Source organism: Roseovarius pelagicus (genome assembly GCF_025639885.1).
GTDB classification, from domain to species: Bacteria; Pseudomonadota; Alphaproteobacteria; order Rhodobacterales; family Rhodobacteraceae; genus Roseovarius; species Roseovarius pelagicus.
In genome coordinates this window covers 797621-819654 of the sequence record NZ_CP106738.1, presented here as the reverse complement: position 1 = coordinate 819654, position 22034 = coordinate 797621, and the positions used below count along the sequence as shown (strand labels likewise).

Here is a 22034-nt window from a genome sequence, read left to right as displayed (position 1 = left end):
CCGGCATGCGTGACCGCGTATGTGCCGACCAGACCAAAGGAGAATTGCCATGTCAGCGCCCGATACCAACTTCAAAAAACAGAAAAAGCGTCACAAAGGACCGCTGAGCGGGATGGCGCTGGTTGTCATCTTCGCCGCGATCCTGCTCTTGGCGCTTACACTACGGCTCGTCTATTTCGGGAATGATCCGGGCGATGCAGATGATCCAGCCGAGGCCCCTGTGGCCACGCCCCCCGCAGCAGTGGAGGATAATGGGACCGTCGGCACCACTGATTGAGTTCCCAAAAACGGCGCGGTGTTACCCCGTCCGGTCCGTCAGCATCCTTGATGAGGTGGACCGGACCGGTGGCGCGCAATGTGTCTGCGTCTTGCGTGTATGCACAAGCGGATGTTCGTGAAAAAGCGTTTTCAATAGGTACTGCAAGCTGTACCAAGGGCTGGCAACAGAACACAGGACCGTCATGGCACGCCCACTCGTTGGTATCATCGGAAATTGTTACATCATCGACGACCGCTTTCCCGTCCATGCGGGCGGGCGCATGAATTCCGAAGCGATCGCAAGGGCCGCTGGCTGCATGCCTCTGATTGTACCGAGTGACCCGGATCTGGTTTCCGTCGACGAATTGCTGGACCATTGCGACGGCTTTCTATTGACCGGCGGACGGCCCAATGTGCATCCGCAACACTACGGCGAAGAGCCGACCGAGGCGCATGGCGCGTTCGACGAGGCGCGCGACGCGATCACGCTGCCGCTGATCCGGGCCTGTGTTGATCGCGGTCAGCCGTTCCTAGGGATTTGTAGGGGATTTCAGGAGGTTAACGTTGCCATGGGCGGCACGCTATACCCTGAGATTCGCGATTTGCCGGGCCGCGACAATCATCGGATGCCCCCTGACGGTACGTTGGAAGAACAGTTCGAATTGCGCCATAAGGTGACATTTGCCGAGGGCGGTGTTTTTCATCGGCTGATGGGGGTGCAGGAGGTCATGACCAATACGCTGCACGGGCAGGGCATACGTGACGCGGCGTCACGCATCGTGATCGACGGACACGCGCCAGATGGTACGCCCGAGGCTACGTATGTGCAGGGCGCACCCGGATTTACACTGTCGGTGCAATGGCACCCGGAATGGAATGCGGTGAACGATCCCGCATCGCGCCCGCTCTTTGCTGCGTTCGGGGATGCCGCGCGCGACTGGTCAGAGGCCAAGCTGCGCGCACCGCGCAAATCTGCCTGACCTTGCCAAGCAGAGGTTATTGCAAAAGACGTGCCTCGTGCGGCTTTAGGCAGACGCGGGCAGTACGGCCATGCGCCCCGGTATTCCAGCGCAACTCGGGAAAGAGCGCGAACATCTCTTCGCGGGATTCTTCGGTGATCGCGCCCAAGCCGCTGCTACCAGCGTAGAAACTCTCGGTCGCGGTGCCTTCGGCATAGATGATTTCATGCGCGTCCAGCATCAGGTGGATATATGTCACCGTGTCGCACGGCGCCTCGTGGATGTCGCCACCATTCACCAGATGTTTGGCTGCGACCAGCACTTCGGATCGACCAAACAGCATCTCAGCGCGGTACCCGGTAAAGAGCATCCGATGCTGGGGTGAGACCAGCAATGGCGCACGTCTGCCATCCAAGACGGCAGGGCTGATCGAGATTGGTGCCAATGCGCCCCGGCCGACGACGGTACGCTTGCCGATCCAGCGGATCGCGCGCAGACCGCTGTCGCGCGTGACCACCCGATCGCCAATGCGCAGTGTTTCAATCGGGCGGTCGCCATGGACGGTCATAATCTGCGTTCCAGCGGTAAAGCAGATGATCTTCTCGATCTCGGAAAAGCTGACCTTGGTTCCGTTCCAGTTGAAACTGCCACTCAGGCCGCCAGCGTCGTCGTCGGGATTGGTGAACGTGATGTCGTCGTGACGCACATCCGGCGTCAGCAGCAGGGTGTCACCATCTGTCTCGTCGCCTTCACCGCCAGTGATGGAGATGCTGTCGCCCGCTCCCTCGCCGAGATCGGTGAGAACAAAAACATCGTCGCCGTCGCCGCCGGATGCTTTGTCGCCTTTTGCAACGTTGAGCGTATCATCGCCGCCACCGCCGGACAGCGCATCAGCGCCTGTTCCGCCTGACAAGCTGTCATTTCCCGACCCACCATAGAGTTGGTCACGACCCGCGCCGCCATCCAGAGTATTCTTGCCGCTTGAGACGTAAATTTCGTCATCACCATCGTCGCCGAGCAGCGTATCGTCGCCATCGTCCCCGATGATCGTGTCGTCACCATCGCCACCGGAGATGCTGTCGCTGCCGCTGTCGCCGTCCAGACGGTCATTGCCTTCACCACCGATCAGGGTGTCGTCCCCGTCGTCGCCGAACACCGTATCGTCGCCCGCGCCGGATTTTACCGAGTCGTTGCCCGCACCGGCCAGAACCGAATCGTCGTTCGATCCGTCCGAATGATCCGAATTGTCGATGCGATCCCCTTCGGGATCACCGGTGTAACCGGCGTCAATTGTGTCGTCGCCGCCGCCACCCTCAACGATGTAGTCCAGCGGGGTCGGAATGGTGAAACTGAAATCGCCAATACCCGCGCCGCCGGACTGGCTGCCATCGGGGCCGTCCTCGAACACCAGATCAAGCTGCGATACCCGACCCGGCAGCGACACCCCGATATTGTTCGCCGTGCCGCCATCGCCTTCGATGGATACCGATCCATCAGCGTTGACGATAACGGTGTCATCTACCAGTCCGCTGAGGCCCGCGATCACATCGGCAGCATCCAGCAGATTACCGGCGTGATCATAGGCGTAGATCGTGAACATGTCGTCATAGGTCGTCCCCGATGAATTCACATGCTCCAGATCAAAAGTGAGGTTTTCAACCGGATTGGAGAAATCGAAACTCGCCCGGATCGGCGATGTGACGCCAAACGCACCAAACTGCGAGATATTGTAGCCCGACTGGCTGGCGTCCCATGCGTTTTCGGTGAAATCAGCCGTGACAATAGTGCTGTTGCCACCTTCGGACAGGGTGATGTCACCATCTTCTGCAGTGCCGTTGCCGGCAGTCAGCCAGATATCATGGTCAAGCGTTGCCATCCTCTATCCTTCCCGAAGCTAGAGATTGACGGGTGTTCCGTAGAGAGGTCCGCAAAAGAACGAGCGCGCCGATCCCGGAGAGGGCTCAGCCGGAGTGTACTGACGTACTGGGCTGACGGGCTGGCTTTTTGCGGTGGATACATTGCTGTATTCGGAACGCTTTGATGGGGTCATACTCATAATCACGCGTCTTTGCTCTGTGTCTGCCCGGTTTGCACCGACGGTTCCCGAGCGGCGGATACGTTCGGTTGCCCCGAGAAAAGCGGGCATCGGGCGGATCGCGTTGAGCGGCTCCTCGGGCGCGATCTGGCATGTGCCTATGGCATCACGCGGGTAACGATGCGGCGGCACCTTCGCATTTTTGCGGCGAAACATGCTGCCCCCTATGCAACCGCCCTCGCGGAATGATCATATGCGTTCAGCAATTGCGCCTCGCGCCGCTTGAGACAGCGACGGGCCGTGCGGCCGTGGGCGTTCGGGTTGCTGCGCAACTCCGGAAAGATTGCGAACATTTCGTCACGGCTTGCATCGCTGAGCGCGGAAAGGCCGACATCACCCGCGTGGAAGCTCTCTGTTGCAGTCCCGTCCGCATAAATGACTTCATGCGCATCCAGCATCAGGTGCACATAGGTGACATGCGTCTGCTCGATCTGACGTACATCGCAACCGTCAATCAGATGCTTGGCCGCAACCAGCACTTCGGATGTCCCAAACAGCAATTCGGCCTGATATCCCGAAAACAGGATGCGATGCTGCGGTGAGACCAGCAGCGGGCGGGTGGCGTTCGTGATGACGTGTCGCGCGATCTGAACGGGGGCAAAGCGACCTTGTCCCGCTACGGTGCGCATGCCCAGCCAACGGATCGGTTGCAGCCCGTTGTCGCGTGTGACCACGCGATCACCCACCCGTAGCGTTTCAATCGCACGGAGGCCGTGTTCGGTCAGGATCTGCGCGCCGGGCGTAAAGCAGATGATGTTCTCGATCTCGGTAAAGGTGACGATCGTGCCGTCAGACATGGCAAAGTTGCCCGACAGGCCACCTGCGTTGTCATCTGTGTTGGTGAATGTGATGTCCGAATAGCTGACATCCGGGGACAGTTGCAGCGTATCTCCGTCGGTTTCGTCGCCTTCGCCGCCAGTAATCGAGATGGTACTGCTGCCTGTCTCGCCCAGATCGGTCAGGACAAACAGATCGTCGCCATCGCCGCCTACAGCCGTGTCGCCCTCGGACAGGTACATCACGTCGTCGCCAGCGCCGCCGTCATAGATGTCCACGCCGCGGTTGCCGGTCATGGTGTCGTCGCCGTCGCCGCCGATTATGGTGTCGTTGCCGTGCCCTGCATCAATGCTGTCATTGCCGGTGCCGCCGTCGATGCTGTCAGCCGAGCCACTGCCGCCGCTGTCAACGATGACATCGTCGCCCGCGCCGCCCAAGATGGTGTCGGCGCTATTGCCACCGTCGATGGTATCCTCACCGCCTTCGCCGTCGATGAAATCGCGGCCAGCACCGCCGTTGATGCTGTCGTTGCCGTCGACGGGCGGAATGGTGACGAAATGAACATCGCTGATCCAGACGGCCTGTGTCCCCGACTGGGCGTTCGAATACTCGATTTCGATGCTCGAAACCGGTCCTTCGATGGTAATGAGTGCCGAACCAGCAGCATCGGCCTGGCTCTCGCCAGAGGTGCTCGCGGTGATGGTGTTGCCCGAAACAGTGTCTGCGCCATCGGGGGAAATAACAACCGTGACCGGATCCCCGTTGGCGTCAAAAGCATTGACTGTGACGATATCGGTATGGTTGCTGCTGCCCCAGTCAATGTCGCTAATGCGAAACTGAACCTTGCTGACCTCATTGCCAAAGCCGCTGCGCTCTGCCCCGGAAAACGAGATGCGCGTGGTTGATGTCGCATCGTTATCGCCATAGAGATATCCGCTCGAGTTGCTGTCGAAAGGCTCTCCGGTATCTGTGTAAATCGTGTCGGTGCTTTCAACACGCAACAGCGGTTCGCTATCGCCACCGTCATCAAAGCTGACGGTAACATCCATATCGCCGGTGTTCTGGGTAAAGCCGCCTTCCAGATTGGTGTTATCGGCACCTTGTGCGTCCCAGTTCAGGGATCTCGGCCTGACCGCTCGCATTCGCGTTGTTGTCGCCATAGATCGTGTCGCTGCCAGCGCCGCCGTCGATCGTATCGTCACCACCACCACCATAAACGGTGTCATTGGCATCGCCAGCGGCTACGCTGTCATCACCGCCGAGCGCATAGATGAGATCTTCGTCGCCACCGGTGCCGATGGCGTCATTGCCGTCGACAACATCGCCGTCCGGATCGCCCGCGTAGCTCCCATCGATCGTATCGGCCCCGTCGGTGCCGTCGACGATGCCATCCATGCTGACGGGTTCGCCGTTTTCAAATTCCATCCGATATGTGCCGGGCCCGGCACCACCGTCAAAGTCGTTGCTGTCGTAATTCTGCAACTCGCTCGCATTGCCCGACCCGTCCAGAAGCACGTCGTTTGCGCCGCCATCGGTATAGCCTACATCGGCCACGTCGCTGCCGCCGCTGCCGGTCCACTGGATATCTTCGTAGATATACTCGACAGTGAAATCGCCACCGCCATTGCTGGTCAGCACGACCTGAAAAGAGTTACCGCCAGAGCCGCTATAGGGGGCCACATCGAGCCATGTCATGGTGATCGTGTTGGAACCCGGATCGACATCCCAGTAGATTTCACCGCCGCTATTGACGTTCACATCGGCAAAAAACGGTGCCAACATGGGCGTGGTTTCCGCGCCCAGATCCGTGGTCTGATAGTCGGTAAAGGGGGTCCCGAAGGAAATCGTACCGTTCGAGTTGAGGTAGATCGAGGTATAGTTGCTACCAAAGAATTCGATCCCACCGGCGCCAAAGACTGATGTGACATTGATCTCTACCGATCCGTCGTCGGCGTTGCCTGCGGCCTTTGGGCTGCTTGAAAATACGTTCTCGCCGTAGCCTGCGGGGCCACCCAGCCCTGAATTCATTGTTGCCATCGGTTCTGCCCAACCACTGATATTGCCTACTAGGGTGCCGGACGATTCGTGCCGTTCCGACGCTTTGTTTCGCAAATGAATACAAATCCGCTGGGGCGGGAAGACGTTGGATTTCTGTCGAAAACGGGATGAATTGAGGCGATCTCGCGGCAAGCGCGCTGTCTGTCGCTCAGTCTTGCGTCATTGCCTGCCGTAGCGCCTCAAGCGTGTCCGGCAAACCGAGCGCATTGCGCCTCTTGCGGGTCAGGTTTTCGGAAACGAGGAGGTAGGACAACATCAGATGTTCGCTCAGAGCAGTATCCGATAAGCCCGGTGCCGCGTAGTGTTGCAACCACTTCATCCCGCGCGAAGCAAGGTAAGGGGCAGGGCGAATGCCGGGCTGATCCTGTAGGACTTCCCAAGCAATATCGGAAACCTTGAACGTAAAGGCCGCGTCATTTTCATGCCATCCGCAGATGGCAAACACCTTGGTATCCACCTTCCAGACATCGGCATTGCCCCATTGCACAACATGATTGGTTTCCGGCAGCCGGGCGCAGAAGGTGTTGAATTCGTCGCGCGTCATGTCAAAACCTCTGATGGCAATTGGTGTTCTGGCTCCTGCTTCTACCCTGCAGATTTGCCGCAGCGTAGCGGATTGCCCTTCGGAGGCAAGTAACGCAGATTATGCAGACAAACGGTAGCGCGTGGCTGCCCGACGCGAAGGGGGGCGTCACGGATGAAATGGCTCGACACACCGCCGGTCTGGTTGATCGGGTTTCTGGCGCTGAGCTGGATTCAGGCGCATCATTTCGGATTTAACCTGACCTTTGGCGGCGCATGGGCGGATTTCGTCGGCGGCCTGTTAGTGGGGGGTGGTGTGTTGCTGATCGGCCTCGCCGCGCTGGAGTTTCGGCGCGCGCGCACAACAATCATCCCGCACCAAGAGGCGGCGCGAATGATTACCTCCGGCATTTTTAAACGCAGCCGCAATCCGATCTACTTAGCCGATGCTCTGATCCTGGCTGGACTGATCTTGCGGTGGGATGCCGTTCTGGCACTGGTGCTGCTGCCGATATTCGTTTGGATCATCGAGAACAGGTTTGTTATCGGCGAAGAAAACATGCTGCGCCGCAAATTCAGGGCGGATTTTGCGCGGTATTGCCAAAAGACGCGGCGTTGGCTTTGACATTCTGTATGCCGCATGTCGCTTTGTAATGTGAAATAACCGCAAATCAGTTATTGGGTCATTGCCGCAACGGCGTGACGCGAACCGCAAGAACATTGAACATGGGATAGAACAAGGGGATGCACAGGTGAAAATCGGAACACCTAGGGAAGTATTGGACGGCGAAGCGCGTGTGGCGATGACGCCCGACTCTGCGTTGCAGTTGCAGAAACTGGGATATGACTGCGCGATCGAAACCGGGGCCGGGGCGAAGGCCGGCTTTTCCGACGCGGCATATACAGCGGCAGGCGTCGAAGTGATCAAAACCGCAGCGGCCCTCTGGAAAACATGCGATATCGTCGCCAAGGTCCGCGTGCCCACCGATACTGAGCTGAAGCGGTTGCGCGACGGTCAGACGCTGATCACCTTTTTCAATCCCGGCGCGAACGACAAACAGCTGAAACAGGCGGCCGAGAAGGGTGCCACCGTCGTAGCGATGGAGATGGTGCCCCGCATCAGCCGGGCGCAGAAGATGGATGCACTCAGCTCGATGGCCAATATCGCAGGCTACCGCGCGGTCATTGAGGCAGGTAACAATTTCGGCCGTTTCTTTACCGGTCAGATCACTGCGGCGGGCAAGGTGCCCCCGGCAAAGGTTCTGGTTGTAGGCGCGGGCGTTGCCGGATTGGCGGCCATCGGCACATCCACATCTCTGGGCGCAATCACCTACGCCTTTGACGTTCGGCCCGAAGTGGCCGAGCAGGTCGAGTCGATGGGAGCCGAGTTCGTCTATCTCGACTTTAAGGAAGAGCAGACCGATGGCGCCGCCACGGGCGGTTACGCTGCGGTTTCTTCGCCAGAATTCCGTGAGGCGCAACTGGCCAAGTTCCGCGAGCTGGCGCCAGAAGTGGACATCGTGATCACCACCGCGCTGATCCCGAACCGTGAAGCGCCGGAATTGTGGACCGAGGACATGGTCGCAGCGATGAAGCCGGGCAGCGTGATCGTCGATCTGGCCGCAGAGAAAGGCGGCAACTGCAAGCTGACGGTCATGGATGAGAAAATCGTGACCGACAACGGCGTGACCATTATTGGCTACACCGATTTCCCCAGCCGGATGGCGACACAGGCGTCGACGCTCTATGCCACCAACATCCGCCACATGATGACCGATCTGACGCCCGAAAAGGACGGCACCCCCGTGCATGACATGGAGGATGACGTGATCCGTGGCGCCACCGTCACCCATGCGGGCGAGGTGACGTTCCCGCCGCCACCGCCCAAGGTGGCCGCGATTGCCGCACAACCCAAGAAGGAAGCGCCGAAGGAACTGACCGTTGCAGAGAAGAAGGCGCGTGAAGTCGCCGCCTTCAAGGCCCAGACCAAGCAGCAAGTCACGCTGTTGGCGGTGGGCGGCGGTCTGCTTCTGGCGGTGGGGCTGGTGGCCCCCGCCAGTTTCATGCAGCATTTCATTGTCTTTGTTTTGGCGGTCTTTGTCGGGTTTCAGGTGATCTGGGGCGTGGCACACAGTCTGCACACGCCGCTGATGGCGGTGACGAACGCAATCTCGTCAATCATTATCCTTGGTGCGCTGATGCAGATCGGATCGGGCTCTTGGTTGGTGATCCTGCTGGCGTCGCTTTCGGTCTTTATGGCCGGGATCAACATATTCGGCGGTTTCCTCGTCACCCGGCGCATGCTCGCCATGTTCCAGAAATCCTAAGGAGGCTGAACCAATGGAATTCGGTTTTACAACAGCCGCCTATGTGGTCGCGGCAATCCTCTTCATCCTTAGCCTCGGTGGTTTGTCCGGTCAGGAAAGCGCCAAGCGCGCCGTCTGGTACGGCATCGTCGGCATGGGGCTGGCAGTTCTTGCCACGCTGATCGGACCGGGGGCAGGTCTTTGGTTGCTGTCGCTGCTGCTGATTGCTGCGGGCGGCACGATCGGGGTCGTCGTGGCTCAACGGGTACAGATGACCGAGATGCCGCAACTGGTCGCCGCGATGCACAGCCTCGTCGGGCTGGCGGCGGTCTTTGTCGGTTTCAACGCGCATATCGAGTTGGTCCGCGTTCTGGCGATGGACGATACAGCGCGAAAGGCGACCGAGGGGTTCGCGGCGCTTTTGGCCAAGAAAGACAGCGTCGAGATCGCGATCCTCCGGGTTGAGTTGTTCCTCGGTGTCTTTATCGGTGCCGTGACCTTTACCGGATCAATCATCGCCTTTGGCAAGCTGGCAGGCAAAGTCGATACAGCGGCCAAGAAGCTGCCGGGCGGTCACATGCTAAATGCGGGCGCGGCAGCCCTGTCTGTGCTCTGCCTGATCTGGTATTTCAACACCGGCGGATTCTTTCCGCTTTTCCTGATGACGTTGGCCGCGCTTTTCATCGGCTATCATCTGATCATGGGGATCGGCGGGGCGGATATGCCCGTGGTTGTCAGCATGCTTAACAGCTATTCCGGCTGGGCGGCGGCAGCGATCGGGTTCAGCCTTGGCAATGATCTGCTGATCGTGGTCGGCGCGCTGGTGGGTAGCTCTGGTGCGATCCTGAGTTATATCATGTGCAAGGCGATGAACCGGTCGTTCATCAGCGTGATCTTGGGCGGTTTCGGTGGCCCGGCGGGCGCGCAGGCGGCTGTCGAGGGCGAGCAGGTTGCCATCGACGCCGACGGCGTGGCAACGGCGCTGAACGAGGCAGACAGCATCATCATCATCCCCGGATACGGCATGGCGGTCGCACAGGCGCAGCAAGCGGTGAGCGAGCTGACGACCAAGCTGCGTTCGAAGGGCAAGAACGTGCGTTTTGCCATCCACCCGGTTGCCGGGCGGCTGCCGGGGCACATGAACGTGCTGCTCGCAGAGGCTAAGGTGCCCTACGACATCGTTTTGGAGATGGACGAGATCAACGAGGACTTCCCCGAGACGGACGTTGCGATCGTTATCGGATCGAACGACATCGTGAACCCTGCGGCACAGGACGACCCCAACAGCCCCATTGCGGGTATGCCCGTTCTGGAATGCTGGAAGGCTAAACAGGTGTTCGTCAGCAAACGCGGGCAGGGGACCGGATATTCCGGCATCGAGAACCCATTGTTCTACAAGGAGAACACGCGCATGTTCTATGGTGACGCAAAGGATAGCGTCAGCAGCCTGTTGCCCAAGATCGAATAAGCGATCGGTCCATCTGGGATTATGGGGGCGTCCGTTGGGCGCCCCTTTTCATATCCGGGGCGGTGCGCGATGGCCGCGGTATGCAATCGTCTACCGCTAACCCCTTGATGTGGCAAAATAATCCATTTCACTTTGGTGTGAAATTCGTAGATTGGGCGAAAATTCGCAGGAGCCACCAAGTGCCGCCCATCGCAGATTATCCATTGCGCTATCAGCTATCGAACGAGCTGCATGCGCGGCCATTTCCATCGCTTGCTGCACCTGCAACGGCGCTTTATCTAGCGATCAAGCGACCAGACCGGGCCGCCGCGCGGGACAGTGGCGAGGACCGGGCACATTTGATTGATTTGCTCGACAGGTTCGGTGCGACGCACCCAAGCGCGGATGCGAACCATTATTCGGGCGAGATCGGGCGGCACCAACTAAAATGGGAAAGCCATACCGAGTTCGTGACCTATACCATTTTCAAGCAGGGTGTTTCCGACCGTCCCTTTGACCCGACGGATTTCGATCTGTTTCCTGCTGATTGGCTGGAACGTGCGCCAGGGGCAAGGATCACTTCGGCTATCATCCGTCTGACCGGACGTTCCGACGATTCTGTTTTGCAATCTGAGATCGACAATTGTTTTGTCTCCGAAAGCCTCGCCGTGGCGCGGGTTCTCGATGACGCGGCTGTTGTCGCCGGGGATTTTCGGATCGACCCGGCCGGTCACACCCGGTTTGCCGTGAGCGCACCATCCGGCACTGGACCCCGGCGGCTGGGCCGCATTGTGCAGCGCCTGTGCGAGATCGAGACATACAAGACAGTTTCGATGTTGGGCTTTGCGCGGGTGCGGGGCATGTCCGCACGCATGGCCGAGATTGACACCGAGTTGACCCGGCTCATTGCCGAAATGAGCACCGGCGAGCGGCCTGCCGAAGAAACGCTGAAAGGCCTGCTGAGCGTATCGGCGGAGTTGGAGGGAATGGTGGCGGAATCCTCATTCCGCTTTTCCGCTACTGCGGCATACCAACGGATCGTTCAACAACGTGTCGAGGTGTTGGGCGAAGAACGCTATGAAGGGCGCCAGACCTTTGCCGAATTCATGATGCGCCGGTACGAGCCAGCTATGCGCACTGTCGAGGCTACCGAGCGACGGTTGGGTGCCATGGCGGACCGGGCGATGCGGGCAGGGGACCTGTTGCGCACCCGCGTTGACGTAGAGCGCAGCGCGCAGAACCAAGCCTTGTTGGAGAGCATGGACCGGCGCGCTGATGCGCAACTGCGTCTTCAGCGCACGGTTGAAGGACTCAGCGTGGTTGCGATCAGTTATTATGCCGTCTCACTTGCGGGGTATCTGCTATATCCGATGGCGGCACATCTGGGGATGAGCGGCGGATTGATGACAGCCGCGATCACGCTGCCGGTGATCGGGACAGTCTGGTGGGTCATTGCGCGCATCCGAAATTCGCTGCATTGATCCTAGCTGTTTGACCGGGGATCGCCCCGGTCCCGCAGCCCGTCACCGATGTAGACAATTGCCAGAACCGATGCCGATATCAAGGCCCCCGGCCACAGGGCGCGGCCGGGATAGTCGCTAAGATAGGTCGTGCCATCAAAGAGCAGCCGCCCCCAAGTGGCAAAGTCAGGCGGAAAACCCAACCCGAGAAAGCTGAGCGTGCTTTCCGTGATGATCGCGGTTGCGGCGCTGAGGGTGGCGGACACGATGATCGCTGAGCGCGAATTGGGCAAAACATGACGCATGGCGATGGTGACGCCCCGTGTGCCGGTGCTGCGCGCGGCCATGATGTAGCTGCGTCCCATCACACCCAGAACCTCGCCACGGACGACGCGGGCTGTGGGCATCCAACTGGTCGCGCCGATGACCACCACTACCAATATGAAGATACCTGTCTCTGGTCCGAACGCGACACTGAGCGGTGCGCGAAAGAGCGTGATGGCAATCAACACAAGTGGCAGCAGGGGGAGCGACAAAAAGAGATCGGTCAGCCGCATCAGTGGCCCATCAAGGACGCGCACCATGCCTGCTGTCACGCCAATCAGAGTTCCCGATGCGACGGACATCAACATGGCCAACGCGCCCACACTTAGCGAAATGCGCCCACCCACCAGAACCCGTGCCAGCAAATCGCGCCCCAGCTGATCGGTTCCCAACGGATGCGTTCTGCTTGGCCCCTGATTGCGCGCCATGAGGTCCATCTGATCGGCTGAAATGCCCCAGACTACTGGTCCGATCAGCGTAGAGACCGCGATCAGCGCCAAGAGGATGCTTCCGAGCCACAGGGTGCGGGTGCTGCGCGCCCTAATCATAGCGGATTCTCGGATCAAGGGCACCGTAGATCAGATCCGCCAGAAGGTTACTGATCACGATCAGGCCCGCCAGCAACACGGTAATCGTCTGCACTGTGGGAAGATCGTTGGCCTGTATCGAGGTGATCAGCAGGTGCCCGACGCCGTTGACGCGAAAAATCTGCTCGGTCACGATGGCTCCGGCGAAGATCTGCGGCAGGCCCAAGGCAATTATGCTGACCACGGGGGCCAGCGCATTGGGTAGGACATGGCGCAGCAACAAATGCCGTTCGCCGACACCGCGAGCGCGGGTCGCACGCACATAGTCCCGACCCAGTTGATCAAGCATGGCACTGCGCACGTAGCGGCTGATCTGTGCCGTGGTTTGCAGGCTGAGAACAGCGACCGGCAGGGCCATCTGTTTCAACTGTTGACCGAGACTCTGCCAGTTGGTGACGTCCAGCGTGGTGTCGTAGACCGAGGGCAGCCACTCCAACTGCACACTAAAGAACAAGATCAACAGCACCCCGGAAAAGAATGGAGGCACCGCAAACCCAAGCGTACTGACCCCGGTGGCAATCTGATCAAACGGCGAATACTGCCGATAGGCTGACCAGATACCGATCGGCAGGGCCAACGCTGTGCCGATAAGATAGGCCAGCCCCACGACCCACAGGGTCTGGGGCAGCCGCTGAGCAATCAGATCCATCACCGGGCCGCGGGTCTGCCAGCTGATCATCCGGGCCTGACCATCGGATAGGGCGGTGCCAAACATGCCATCAATCCACACCGACGGTTCAAGGATGCCGAGTTGCCACAACCACTTGCCAAAGCGCACATGGCTGGGTGCATCAAGCCCTAGCGCGGTGCGCATCTGTGCTTTGACCTCGGGCGAGATGGTCGGTGGCAGCTGGGCCATCGGATCGCCCGGCGCCAATTCCATCAGTGCAAAAACCACCAGACTGATTGCCACGAGTGTCGGCAAAGCCAAGATAAGGCGACGGATGGTGTAGTTCAGCATATAGGGCGCCTATCGGAATGGTCGGGACTGGTCCTGATGCAAGGCCCGACCTGTCATTCCTTGATACGGTGCCAGTCGGCGATATTCCACAGCTCGCTGTCCCAAGCGTTTATCGCCGTGCCGCCAAGGTCGAGCGCGTGCGCCGACACACGGCCGCGATCCACCAGCGGCAGAACGACGCCGTTTTCCACCAGCATGTCATTCATCGCCATGGCCAGAGTCGCACGCGGAGCAATACCACCGGTGATGGCCAGTTTTGCGGCCAGTGCGTCATAGGCGGGATCGCACCAACGGCTGGTATTGGTGCCCTGCCATTGGTTTTCAGGGCTGGGGGCGTTGCCGCAGGTCCAAGTGGTCAGATAGACCTCTGGATCAGTGCCGTCGAAGGCACCGGCGAACATTTCAACATCAGCATAAAATTTCTGCACCGTGTCCGGGCTGCCCGGATCGCCTCCGAAAAACACTGACGCGTCGATGTTGCGCAACTCCGTTTCGACACCGATCTGACGCCACCATTCCTTTGTCACCGCCTGAAAATCCTGTCGAACCGAGTTGGTCGAGGTTTGAAAGATCAGATGCAGGTCGCGACCGTTCTTGTCGCGCACGCCGTCGCCATTGCTGTCGATCCAGCCAGCTTGGTCAAGCAACGCACGTGCGCCCTCCAGATCCTGACGCAAGCAGTTGGTGTCTGCATTTTCGCTGGCGATGGGCAGCAGGTTACAGGTCGGCCGGCCCGCCGGCCCGTAGCCAATGTCGCTCAGCATCTTGCGGTCCAATGCCATCGACAAGGCCCGCCGAACCGCTGGATCGCTCAACACAGGATGTGGATGGGCGACCGTGGCGCGTGCCGAGCCGAGTTCCGGAGAGGGATCGGTGAAGTTGACCGCAATCCGTTCCACCAAAGAGCCGAAGGCGCTGACAATCTCGCCTTTACCGCGCGCCTGCATCCGTGACAGCACATCGGGACTGAGTTGCAGGTTCCATGCATAATCGAATTCGCCCGTTTCCAGAACGGCACGCGCGGCACCAACTGCGGTGCCCCCGCCTTTTATCACTACCTTTGCAAAGGCGGGTTTGGTCGGATCGCGATATTCGGGATTGACCTCGTATACCACGACATCACCCGGCCGAAATTCTGTTACCCGAAAGGGACCAGTCCCGATGGGGCCATAGTTTGCGTCTGTGCAGGTCGGCGCACGAGTGCCGAGGCAGTCGGCGAATTGCGCCGCTTGCAGGATCGGGGCCTGCGGGCCGACAAAGGGACCATACGGGAACGGCTTTGGTTTCGAGAAGACCACGACGGCGGTCCGTTCGTCCGGGGTCTCTACATCCACCACGTCTGCGAATTTTTCCAGTTGTGCGCAACCGCCATCCTTTGCGGTGCAATACCGCCAGGTAAAGCGCAAATCGGCGGACGTGACCGCGCTGCCATCGGACCAGCGCAATCCATCCTTCAGCCGCCATGTGATGCGGGTGAGATCGTCATCGACGCCACCATTCTCCAGCGTCGGTATGACATCGACCAACCAAGGCAGCATCACACCTGCCGGATCGTATCGTGCCAGCGGTTCCAGCGTCAGGCTTGCGGCTTCGTTGTCTTTGATTCCCCCAGACAGATAGGGGTTCATTGTCGTCGGGGCCTGCCAGTACAAAATGCGCAGGTCCCCATCCGATCCACGCTCGGCCGCCGCGAGCGGCAACGCAACCAACGCGCCAAGCGCAATTCCGATAAATGTGTTGGCGAATGTCATGTCGGTGTCCAATATTCCATATAATGATCCAAGTCGCGTATCTGACAGGGAAACACCCCGCCAGAACACGCATAACCGGGCTTGCGTGGGTGCGTTTGTTATTGCGCAGGCAAACAGGTTAAAAGCAGAAAAGCTAGGGCATAAGTTTGACACACTTAGGCCGCTGGCATTAGCGTGCAACCCTTGCCGCCATGTCATACCGAGTCATCCCTTGTCCTCATCGCCCCTATTGAGCCTGCGCAATGTCTGCGTGTCGTTTGACGGTGCTGACACGCCGGGCGCGGTGTTGCGCGATCTGTCGTTGCATATCAATGCGGGCGAGGTGCTCTGTCTCGTTGGTGCGTCCGGAGCGGGGAAATCCATCGCGAGTCTGGTCGCCTTGCGGCTTGAAGGGCACGACGGTGCGGTGCTGTCGAAGGGGCAGATATTACTGGATACCCCTGACGGGCAAGTGAACCTCGCCAAGATGGACACCGCGCAGTTGCGTGCCTTGCGTGGCAAGCAAATTGGCCTGATTTTTCAGGATCCGTCCACGGCCCTCAATCCGGTGATGACCGTCGGTGCACAACTTGTCGAAATACTGTCACTACATCGCGGGTTGTCATCGCAAGCGGCGCGCGCCGAGGCATTGACGCTGTTGCACGAGGTGCAGATGCCAGAGCCTGAGTTGCATCTCGGTCAGTATCCGCATGAACTGTCTGGTGGTCAGCGCCAACGGGTTATGATTGCCATCGCCCTTTCCGGCGCACCGCGTATCCTGATCGCAGATGAACCTACGACCGCACTGGATGTACGCGTACAGGCCGGAATCCTGACGCTATTGGATCGTTTGCGGCGTGAGCGCGGGATTGCCCTACTCCTGATCACACACGACATGGGCGTGGTCGCGCAGATTGCAGACCGGATCGCGGTGATCGAGGCGGGGACTATCGTGGAAGAGGGGACCGTTCGCGAGGTATTTTCTGCGCCGCGCCATCCGGAAACGCAACGATTGCTCAAGGCTGCGCAGAGCGGGCCGACCACACGCCAACTGGCGTCTGATCAAACGGCTGTCTTGGAGGTTCGCAGTCTATCACTTAACTATCCACGACGAAGTGGTCTGCTGAGGCGCGTGACCGGGCAGACGGCGGCGGTGCGCGACGTCAGTTTTGGAATTGATCAGGGCGAGACATTGGCGCTGGTGGGTGAATCGGGTAGCGGAAAATCGTCTGTCGCGCGTGCGTTGATGCAGTTGGAACCATATGCCACCGGCGAAGTCTTGCTGGAGGGGATGTCTTTGACCCGATCGAGGGGCGCTGCATTGCGCCAAGAGCGGGCGCGGATTCAGATGGTTTTTCAGGATCCGTCAGATAGCCTTGATCCACGTCTGACATTGGGCGCACAGGTCGCGGCCCCATTACATAACTTCAAAGTAGGGGCGCGTCATACACGTAACGCACGGGTTGAAGCATTGTTTCGTCTGGTCCGTCTTGATCCGGCCCTGATGCAACGCTATCCGCATCAAGTGTCGGGGGGGCAATGCCAGCGGGTTGCGATCGCACGGGCGTTGGCACTTAAACCGGCGGTACTGATTGCTGACGAATCCGTGACTGCGCTCGATGCACCGGTACGCGCTGAAATACTTGATCTCTTTGCTCGTGTACAGGCAGAACTCGGTCTGGCAATCCTGTTTATCAGCCATGATATTGGCACGGTTTCTCGCATAGCACACCGCATTGCGGTCATGCATCGCGGCCGGATCGTCGAACATGGCCCGACCTCTGCGGTACTGGCGCAGCCGGCCCACGGTTACACGCGGGCTTTGCTGGACGCCGTTGTTCATCCAGACCCGGAACGACGCAGGCAGTTTGATCTGCCGCGAAAGGCCGACCGCCTCGGCGATATGCCGGATCCGGAGGTGGCTGTGCAGTATCGCTGTATCGGGCCAAAGCACTTTGTCCTGTCCGCGTAAACCGGGTAACAGGGCATGAAACCCACACAAAGGAAATCGTCATGCCAGTCAAGAATCGCTTTGCAGAAATGCACGATGAAATCACCGAATGGCGTCGTGACATCCACACACATCCCGAGTTGATGTTCGACACGCATCGTACCAGCGCGCTGGTCGCCGAAAAACTGCGTGCCTTTGGCTGTGATGAGGTTGTCACTGGTATCGGGCGTACCGGAGTAGTGGGTGTCATTCAGGGCGCTGTGCAGGGTTCGGGGCGCGTGATTGGCCTGCGCGCCGACATGGATGCGCTACCGATCCACGAGGCGACCGGGCTGGATTACGCCAGTCAGACACCGGGGAAAATGCATGCCTGTGGCCATGATGGTCATACGGCGATGTTGCTGGGAGCAGCGAAATACCTTTGCGAGACCCGCAATTTCGACGGCACAGCCGTGGTCATTTTCCAACCTGCTGAAGAGGGCGGAGGCGGTGCCAAAGTGATGTGCGACGACGGGTTGATGGACCGGTTCGGCATTCAGGAAGTGTACGGAATGCATAACTGGCCGGGCGTCCCGGTCGGGCAGTTTGCGATCCGTCCCGGCCCCTTTTTTGCGGCCACGGATTTATTCGAGCTTACGCTGCACGGACGCGGGGGGCACGCCGCCAAACCGCACGAGACGATTGACCCGATTGTGATGGCAAGCCAGATGATCATGGCATTGCAAACCATTTCGAGCCGCAACGCAGATCCAACCGAACAGATCGTGGTGTCGGTCACTTCTATCGAATCCTCCTCCACTGCATTTAACGTGATCCCGCAGTCAGTGCTGCTCAAGGGCACCGTACGTACGCTTAGCGCTGACATGCGTGATCTGGCCGAAACCCGGTTCGCAACGATCTGCGATCATACCGCACAGGCGATGGGTGGCATGGCAGAGATAACGTATGACCGCAACTATCCGGTGATGGTGAATCACGCCGCACAGACCGAGTTTGTGGCCGATGTGGCACGCAGCGTCAGTGGCACCTGCGCCGAGGCCCCTCTGGTCATGGGCGGAGAGGACTTCGCCTTTATGTTGGAAGAGCGGCCGGGGGCCTACATTTTGGTCGGTAACGGCGACACGGCAATGGTGCACAACCCGGAATATAATTTCACCGACGATGCGATCCCAGCCGGATGCAGCTGGTGGGCGGAACTGATCGAACAGCGAATGCCTGCCTGACTCGTTCAGCCTTCGTCCCACAGAGCGTCGTAAACTTCGCCGATCCCGTCCGCTTCGCGCACGACGCTGAAATGGGCCTCAGCCACTTGGCGTGCGGTGGCGCTCATGCTGGCGTGACGTACAGGATCAGACAGGATCGACCGTAATGCTGCGGCGACGTCTTGGGGCGCTTCTTCGGTGATCAGGCCAGCGCGCCCCTGTGCAGCAAAACTGTTGTAGTACCCTGCATCGGTCGCAACAAACGGAACGCCGCTGGCCATGCCTTCCAACGGGGTCATGCCGTACCCTTCGTAGCGTGGCAGTTGTACAACGGCGGACAGACCGCGCATTAGGGTGGGCAGCGCGTCCGGAGCGATTTCACCGGGAAAAACAATCCTGTCGGTCAGGTTGGCAGCAGCGATCTGGTCTTTGAGGCTTTGCAGGAATGCACTATCAGACCTGCCGGCGCGGCCTATGATGAGCGCCGTCACATCCGGCATGTCGGGCAACAGTCGTATCATTGCCGCGACAAAGCGATCAGTGCCCTTTTCGGGCCGGATGCGCCCGATTGTTGCAATGCCACGCGCCCCGGGGAAGCCGGTTGCCGTCCACGCTGATGCACGGTCATGGGCAGGATTAAATCTTTCGGTATCAACGCCATGCGGAACGATCGCACGCACGTGAGGTACGAATTCCGCGGCGCGATCTGTCGTGGCGATGACCGCATCCATTCGCGAAATCAACCATCGCGGCACCATCGAATGACGCCGTTGTGCCGCAGAGGTGAATACGATCCGCACCGGTAGGCGAAGCACATCACGCGCCCAGATTGCCTTGCGCATTTCGGGGTTTCGGCGCACATGCCAGATGATGAATGGACGTCCCGAAGGAACATCGTGGCACATGCGTAACGCGTCGGCAGGTGAAATGGCTGGCGGGCAGCCGGGTAATGCGTGACCCGCAAGGGCGAGATCGTACCGCCCGACTTGTTGACGCAGCACCCCGGCGGCAGTCGCAGAGACGCCGGTAAAATTGCGATTGAAGTTGGTGACGATCAGTTCCGGCACACGCGCCCCGCCCTTGCTGTGGTTCCGAACGTTCTATCGCAGCCCTAACGCCCGAGAAAGAGTATCGGACAGGGTATCCAGCATATCCTCTTGCGCTTCGGCGAAACGGCTGGATCGCGTGCAAAGATCGCGCAGTTGGTCCGGATGCGAGAGCAGGCGATCAACCTCGTCCGCCAGTGCCTGACCGTTGGCAACCTCAACCGCGCCGCCAAACGCATTGAACTCCGCGTAAGCACCAGAGAAGTTGGTGTAAAGCGGGCCGTGTAGCACGGCGGCCCCGGCATAGGCGGGCTCATACGGGTTATGCCCACCGACGGGAGTGAAGGACCCGCCCAAGCAAACGACAGAGCTTAGCGCGTACCATAGACCTGTCTCGCCCAGCGTGTCAGCCAGATAAACCTGCACGCCGGGGCCCAGACTGCCACCAGTGCTGCGCCGGGCCTGCGTCTGGTTCCGTGCGTCAATCAGGCGCTGAACTTCGTCGCCGCGTTCAGGGTGGCGGGGCACGAGGATCAACAGCAGGTCGGGATACTTTGCGAGCAGCGTCTCATGCGCGTCCAGAATGATTTGTTCTTCGCCGGGATGCGTAGAACTGGCCACCCAGTGGGGGCGGCTTGCCAAAGTTTGAGTGAGGGTTCCCAACATATCCGCATCATAAGGCAGCGGCCCGGAAGCAGATTTCAGGTTTCGACCGGTCACTGCCTGATCAAGACCGAGATCATGCAAGTGCTGCGTCGTGCGGGCGTCTTGTGTATGGATCATGGTGAAAAGACTGAGAAGATAGCGTGCCGTGCGCCCGAACCGCTTCCATTGGCGGGCGGAGCGATCAGAGATACGCGCATTCAGCAATGCCAATGGTGCGCCGGTGCGGCGTGTTTCGCGCAACATGTTCGGCCACAGTTCGCTTTCGACAAAAACCGCGGCGTCGGGACGCCAGTGCGTCAGAAACCGGCGTATGGCGCTTCGGCTATCCAATGGTGCGAATTGATGTTGGCATCGCGGTGGTAGTCTGCGCGCCAGCAATTGCGCAGAAGTCGCCGTGCCCGAAGTGATGAGAAATGATAGTGCCGGGTCTTCGTCGCCCATGTGCTGGATCAGCCGCAATATGGACAGGCTCTCGCCCACGCTTGCGGCATGAAACCACAGTAAGCGCCCGTCAGGCCGGGGGGCGGTCGCATGGCCCATGCGTTCAGGAAAACGTTTTGGATCAATACCCTGTTGCCGCAACCTAGGGGTAATACGGCGATAGGCCAGCGGCGCGACCACACCTGCAAGTCGCGCATACAGACGCACCAGAGCGGGCACGCGCATCAGCCGCCCGTATGGCTCATATGGCGGGTGACGCGGCCATCGACCCCTTGGCGCGAATAATCGAAATCATGCCCCTTGGGTTTGCGCGTGATGGCATCGCGGATGGCCTCTTGCAGCGGCGCGGTATCGTTCGGGAAATTCCGCAGCGGTGCGCGCAGGTCAGCCATGTCCTCTTGTCCGAGGCACATGTAGAGTTCGCCGGTGCAGGTCAGGCGCACGCGATTGCAGCTTTCGCAGAAATTATGTGTCAGCGGTGTGATGAACCCGATTTTCTGTCCGGTCTCATCCAATCGCACGTAACGCGCCGGCCCGCCTGTGCGTTCCGCCAATTCCGTCAGTGTATAGCGTTCCGCGAGGCGCGCACGCAGGTCGGTCAGCTTCCAGTACTGATCCAACCGGTCCTCATTACCGATATCGCCCATCGGCATGACTTCGATCCATGTCAGGTCCATGTCGCGTTCGGCGCACCATTCGGTGATGCCAAAGAGCTCGTCCTCGTTGAAGCCTTTCAGAGCGACGGCGTTGATCTTGACCCGTAGCCCGGCCTCTTGTGCGGCCTCGACGCCACGCAGAACCTGTGGCAAGCGGCCCCAGCGGGTGATATCCGCAAATTTCTTCTCATCCAACGTATCGAGTGACACGTTCACCCGGCGCACCCCGGCATCGAACAATTGGCCCGCAAAACGTTCCAGCTGGCTGCCATTTGTTGTCAGGGTCAATTCTTTCAGCGCACCGCTGTCCAGATGTCGCGTCATCGCGTGGAAAAACGTCATAATGTCGCGACGCACCAGCGGTTCGCCTCCGGTTATCCGCAGCTTCTCGACGCCCATCTCGATGAAAGTGCTGCACATCCGGTCCAATTCTTCGAGGCTGAGCAGTTCTTTCTTTGGCAGAAAGGTCATGTTCTCGGACATGCAGTAAACACAGCGAAAATCGCAGCGGTCCGTGACTGAAACGCGCAGATAATTGATGGCGCGTTGGAAGGGATCAATGAGAGGTGCAGACATACGCCGGACCCT

19 protein-coding genes are annotated in these 22034 nt (G+C 59.5%); 8 read left to right on the top strand and 11 right to left on the bottom strand.

The features are described 5' to 3' along the window. The first annotated feature begins 49 nt into the window (after positions 1–49). Positions 50–277, top strand: coding sequence for a hypothetical protein (locus N7U68_RS05000; protein ID WP_263048436.1), 228 nt, complete (start codon positions 50–52; stop codon positions 275–277). Between the two features lie 184 nt (positions 278–461). Further along, positions 462–1238 carry a gamma-glutamyl-gamma-aminobutyrate hydrolase family protein gene (locus N7U68_RS04995; protein ID WP_263048435.1) on the top strand — a complete coding sequence of 259 codons (777 nt, stop codon included), beginning with the start codon at positions 462–464 and terminating at the stop codon, positions 1236–1238. Positions 1239–1254: 16 nt separating this feature from the next. Here the strand turns inward: N7U68_RS04995 and N7U68_RS04990 are convergent, their stop codons facing one another. From N7U68_RS04990 to N7U68_RS04970, 5 genes are all read right to left on the bottom strand, one after another. After that, the gene (locus tag N7U68_RS04990; RefSeq protein WP_263048434.1) at positions 1255–3093 is read right to left on the bottom strand and encodes a Hint domain-containing protein; all 1839 of its coding nucleotides are present in this window, start codon (positions 3091–3093) and stop codon (positions 1255–1257) included. A gap of 18 nt (positions 3094–3111) precedes the next feature. Beyond that, positions 3112–3468 (bottom strand): hypothetical protein, encoded by a 357-nt coding sequence (locus tag N7U68_RS04985; protein ID WP_263048433.1) that lies wholly within the window; start codon positions 3466–3468, stop codon positions 3112–3114. Positions 3469–3476: 8 nt separating this feature from the next. Next, the gene (locus N7U68_RS04980; protein ID WP_263049112.1) at positions 3477–5291 is read right to left on the bottom strand and encodes a Hint domain-containing protein; all 1815 of its coding nucleotides are present in this window, start codon (positions 5289–5291) and stop codon (positions 3477–3479) included. Next, positions 5179–6126, bottom strand: coding sequence for a nidogen-like domain-containing protein (locus N7U68_RS04975; RefSeq protein WP_263048432.1), 948 nt, complete (start codon positions 6124–6126; stop codon positions 5179–5181). Before N7U68_RS04975 ends, N7U68_RS04980 begins: the two co-directional genes overlap by 113 nt. 169 nt (positions 6127–6295) lie before the next feature. Next, positions 6296–6691, bottom strand: a complete 396-nt coding sequence (locus N7U68_RS04970) for an MmcQ/YjbR family DNA-binding protein (RefSeq protein WP_263048431.1) — start codon at positions 6689–6691, stop codon at positions 6296–6298. 153 nt (positions 6692–6844) lie between these two features. Between N7U68_RS04970 and N7U68_RS04965 the strand changes: the two genes are divergently transcribed. The 4 genes from N7U68_RS04965 to N7U68_RS04950 all read left to right on the top strand — a co-directional run bounded on the left by N7U68_RS04965 (position 6845) and on the right by N7U68_RS04950 (position 11903). After that, positions 6845–7294 carry a methyltransferase family protein gene (locus N7U68_RS04965; RefSeq protein ID WP_165191875.1) on the top strand — a complete coding sequence of 150 codons (450 nt, stop codon included), beginning with the start codon at positions 6845–6847 and terminating at the stop codon, positions 7292–7294. A 127-nt stretch (positions 7295–7421) separates the two neighbouring features. Beyond that, complete coding sequence (locus tag N7U68_RS04960; RefSeq protein ID WP_263048430.1) at positions 7422–8996, top strand: Re/Si-specific NAD(P)(+) transhydrogenase subunit alpha; 1575 nt, start codon at positions 7422–7424, stop codon at positions 8994–8996. A 13-nt stretch (positions 8997–9009) separates the two neighbouring features. After that, positions 9010–10443 (top strand): NAD(P)(+) transhydrogenase (Re/Si-specific) subunit beta, encoded by a 1434-nt coding sequence (locus tag N7U68_RS04955; RefSeq protein ID WP_263048429.1) that lies wholly within the window; start codon positions 9010–9012, stop codon positions 10441–10443. A gap of 179 nt (positions 10444–10622) precedes the next feature. Beyond that, positions 10623–11903 carry a DUF3422 family protein gene (locus tag N7U68_RS04950; protein ID WP_263048428.1) on the top strand — a complete coding sequence of 427 codons (1281 nt, stop codon included), beginning with the start codon at positions 10623–10625 and terminating at the stop codon, positions 11901–11903. A 2-nt stretch (positions 11904–11905) separates the two neighbouring features. Here the strand turns inward: N7U68_RS04950 and N7U68_RS04945 are convergent, their stop codons facing one another. Genes N7U68_RS04945 through N7U68_RS04935 form a run of 3 tightly spaced genes read right to left on the bottom strand, consistent with a single transcriptional unit; the run spans position 11906 to position 15505 of the window. After that, positions 11906–12754, bottom strand: a complete 849-nt coding sequence (locus tag N7U68_RS04945) for an ABC transporter permease (protein ID WP_263048427.1) — start codon at positions 12752–12754, stop codon at positions 11906–11908. Beyond that, on the bottom strand, positions 12747–13754 hold the full coding sequence (locus tag N7U68_RS04940) for an ABC transporter permease (protein ID WP_263048426.1): 1008 nt from the start codon (positions 13752–13754) through the stop codon (positions 12747–12749). The genes N7U68_RS04945 and N7U68_RS04940 overlap by 8 nt, the downstream gene beginning before the upstream one ends. 53 nt (positions 13755–13807) lie before the next feature. After that, positions 13808–15505 carry a peptide ABC transporter substrate-binding protein gene (locus tag N7U68_RS04935; protein ID WP_263048425.1) on the bottom strand — a complete coding sequence of 566 codons (1698 nt, stop codon included), beginning with the start codon at positions 15503–15505 and terminating at the stop codon, positions 13808–13810. Between the two features lie 211 nt (positions 15506–15716). Here N7U68_RS04935 and N7U68_RS04930 point away from each other — a divergent pair, with 211 nt between their 5' ends. Beyond that, positions 15717–17456 (top strand): dipeptide ABC transporter ATP-binding protein, encoded by a 1740-nt coding sequence (locus N7U68_RS04930; protein ID WP_263048424.1) that lies wholly within the window; start codon positions 15717–15719, stop codon positions 17454–17456. 41 nt (positions 17457–17497) lie between these two features. Next, positions 17498–18658, top strand: a complete 1161-nt coding sequence (locus N7U68_RS04925; protein ID WP_263048423.1) for a M20 aminoacylase family protein — start codon at positions 17498–17500, stop codon at positions 18656–18658. A 5-nt stretch (positions 18659–18663) separates the two neighbouring features. Here the strand turns inward: N7U68_RS04925 and N7U68_RS04920 are convergent, their stop codons facing one another. From N7U68_RS04920 to moaA, 3 genes are read right to left on the bottom strand one after another with little or no spacing between them, the layout of a single operon-like run. After that, positions 18664–19704, bottom strand: a complete 1041-nt coding sequence (locus N7U68_RS04920; RefSeq protein WP_263048422.1) for a glycosyltransferase family 4 protein — start codon at positions 19702–19704, stop codon at positions 18664–18666. Positions 19705–19737: 33 nt separating this feature from the next. Beyond that, complete coding sequence (locus N7U68_RS04915; RefSeq protein WP_263048421.1) at positions 19738–21015, bottom strand: 3-deoxy-D-manno-octulosonic acid transferase; 1278 nt, start codon at positions 21013–21015, stop codon at positions 19738–19740. After that, a complete protein-coding gene (gene moaA / locus N7U68_RS04910) occupies positions 21015–22022 on the bottom strand; it encodes a GTP 3',8-cyclase MoaA (RefSeq protein WP_263048420.1) in 1008 nt (335 codons plus the stop codon). Before moaA ends, N7U68_RS04915 begins: the two co-directional genes overlap by 1 nt. Positions 22023–22034: the final 12 nt, after the last annotated feature.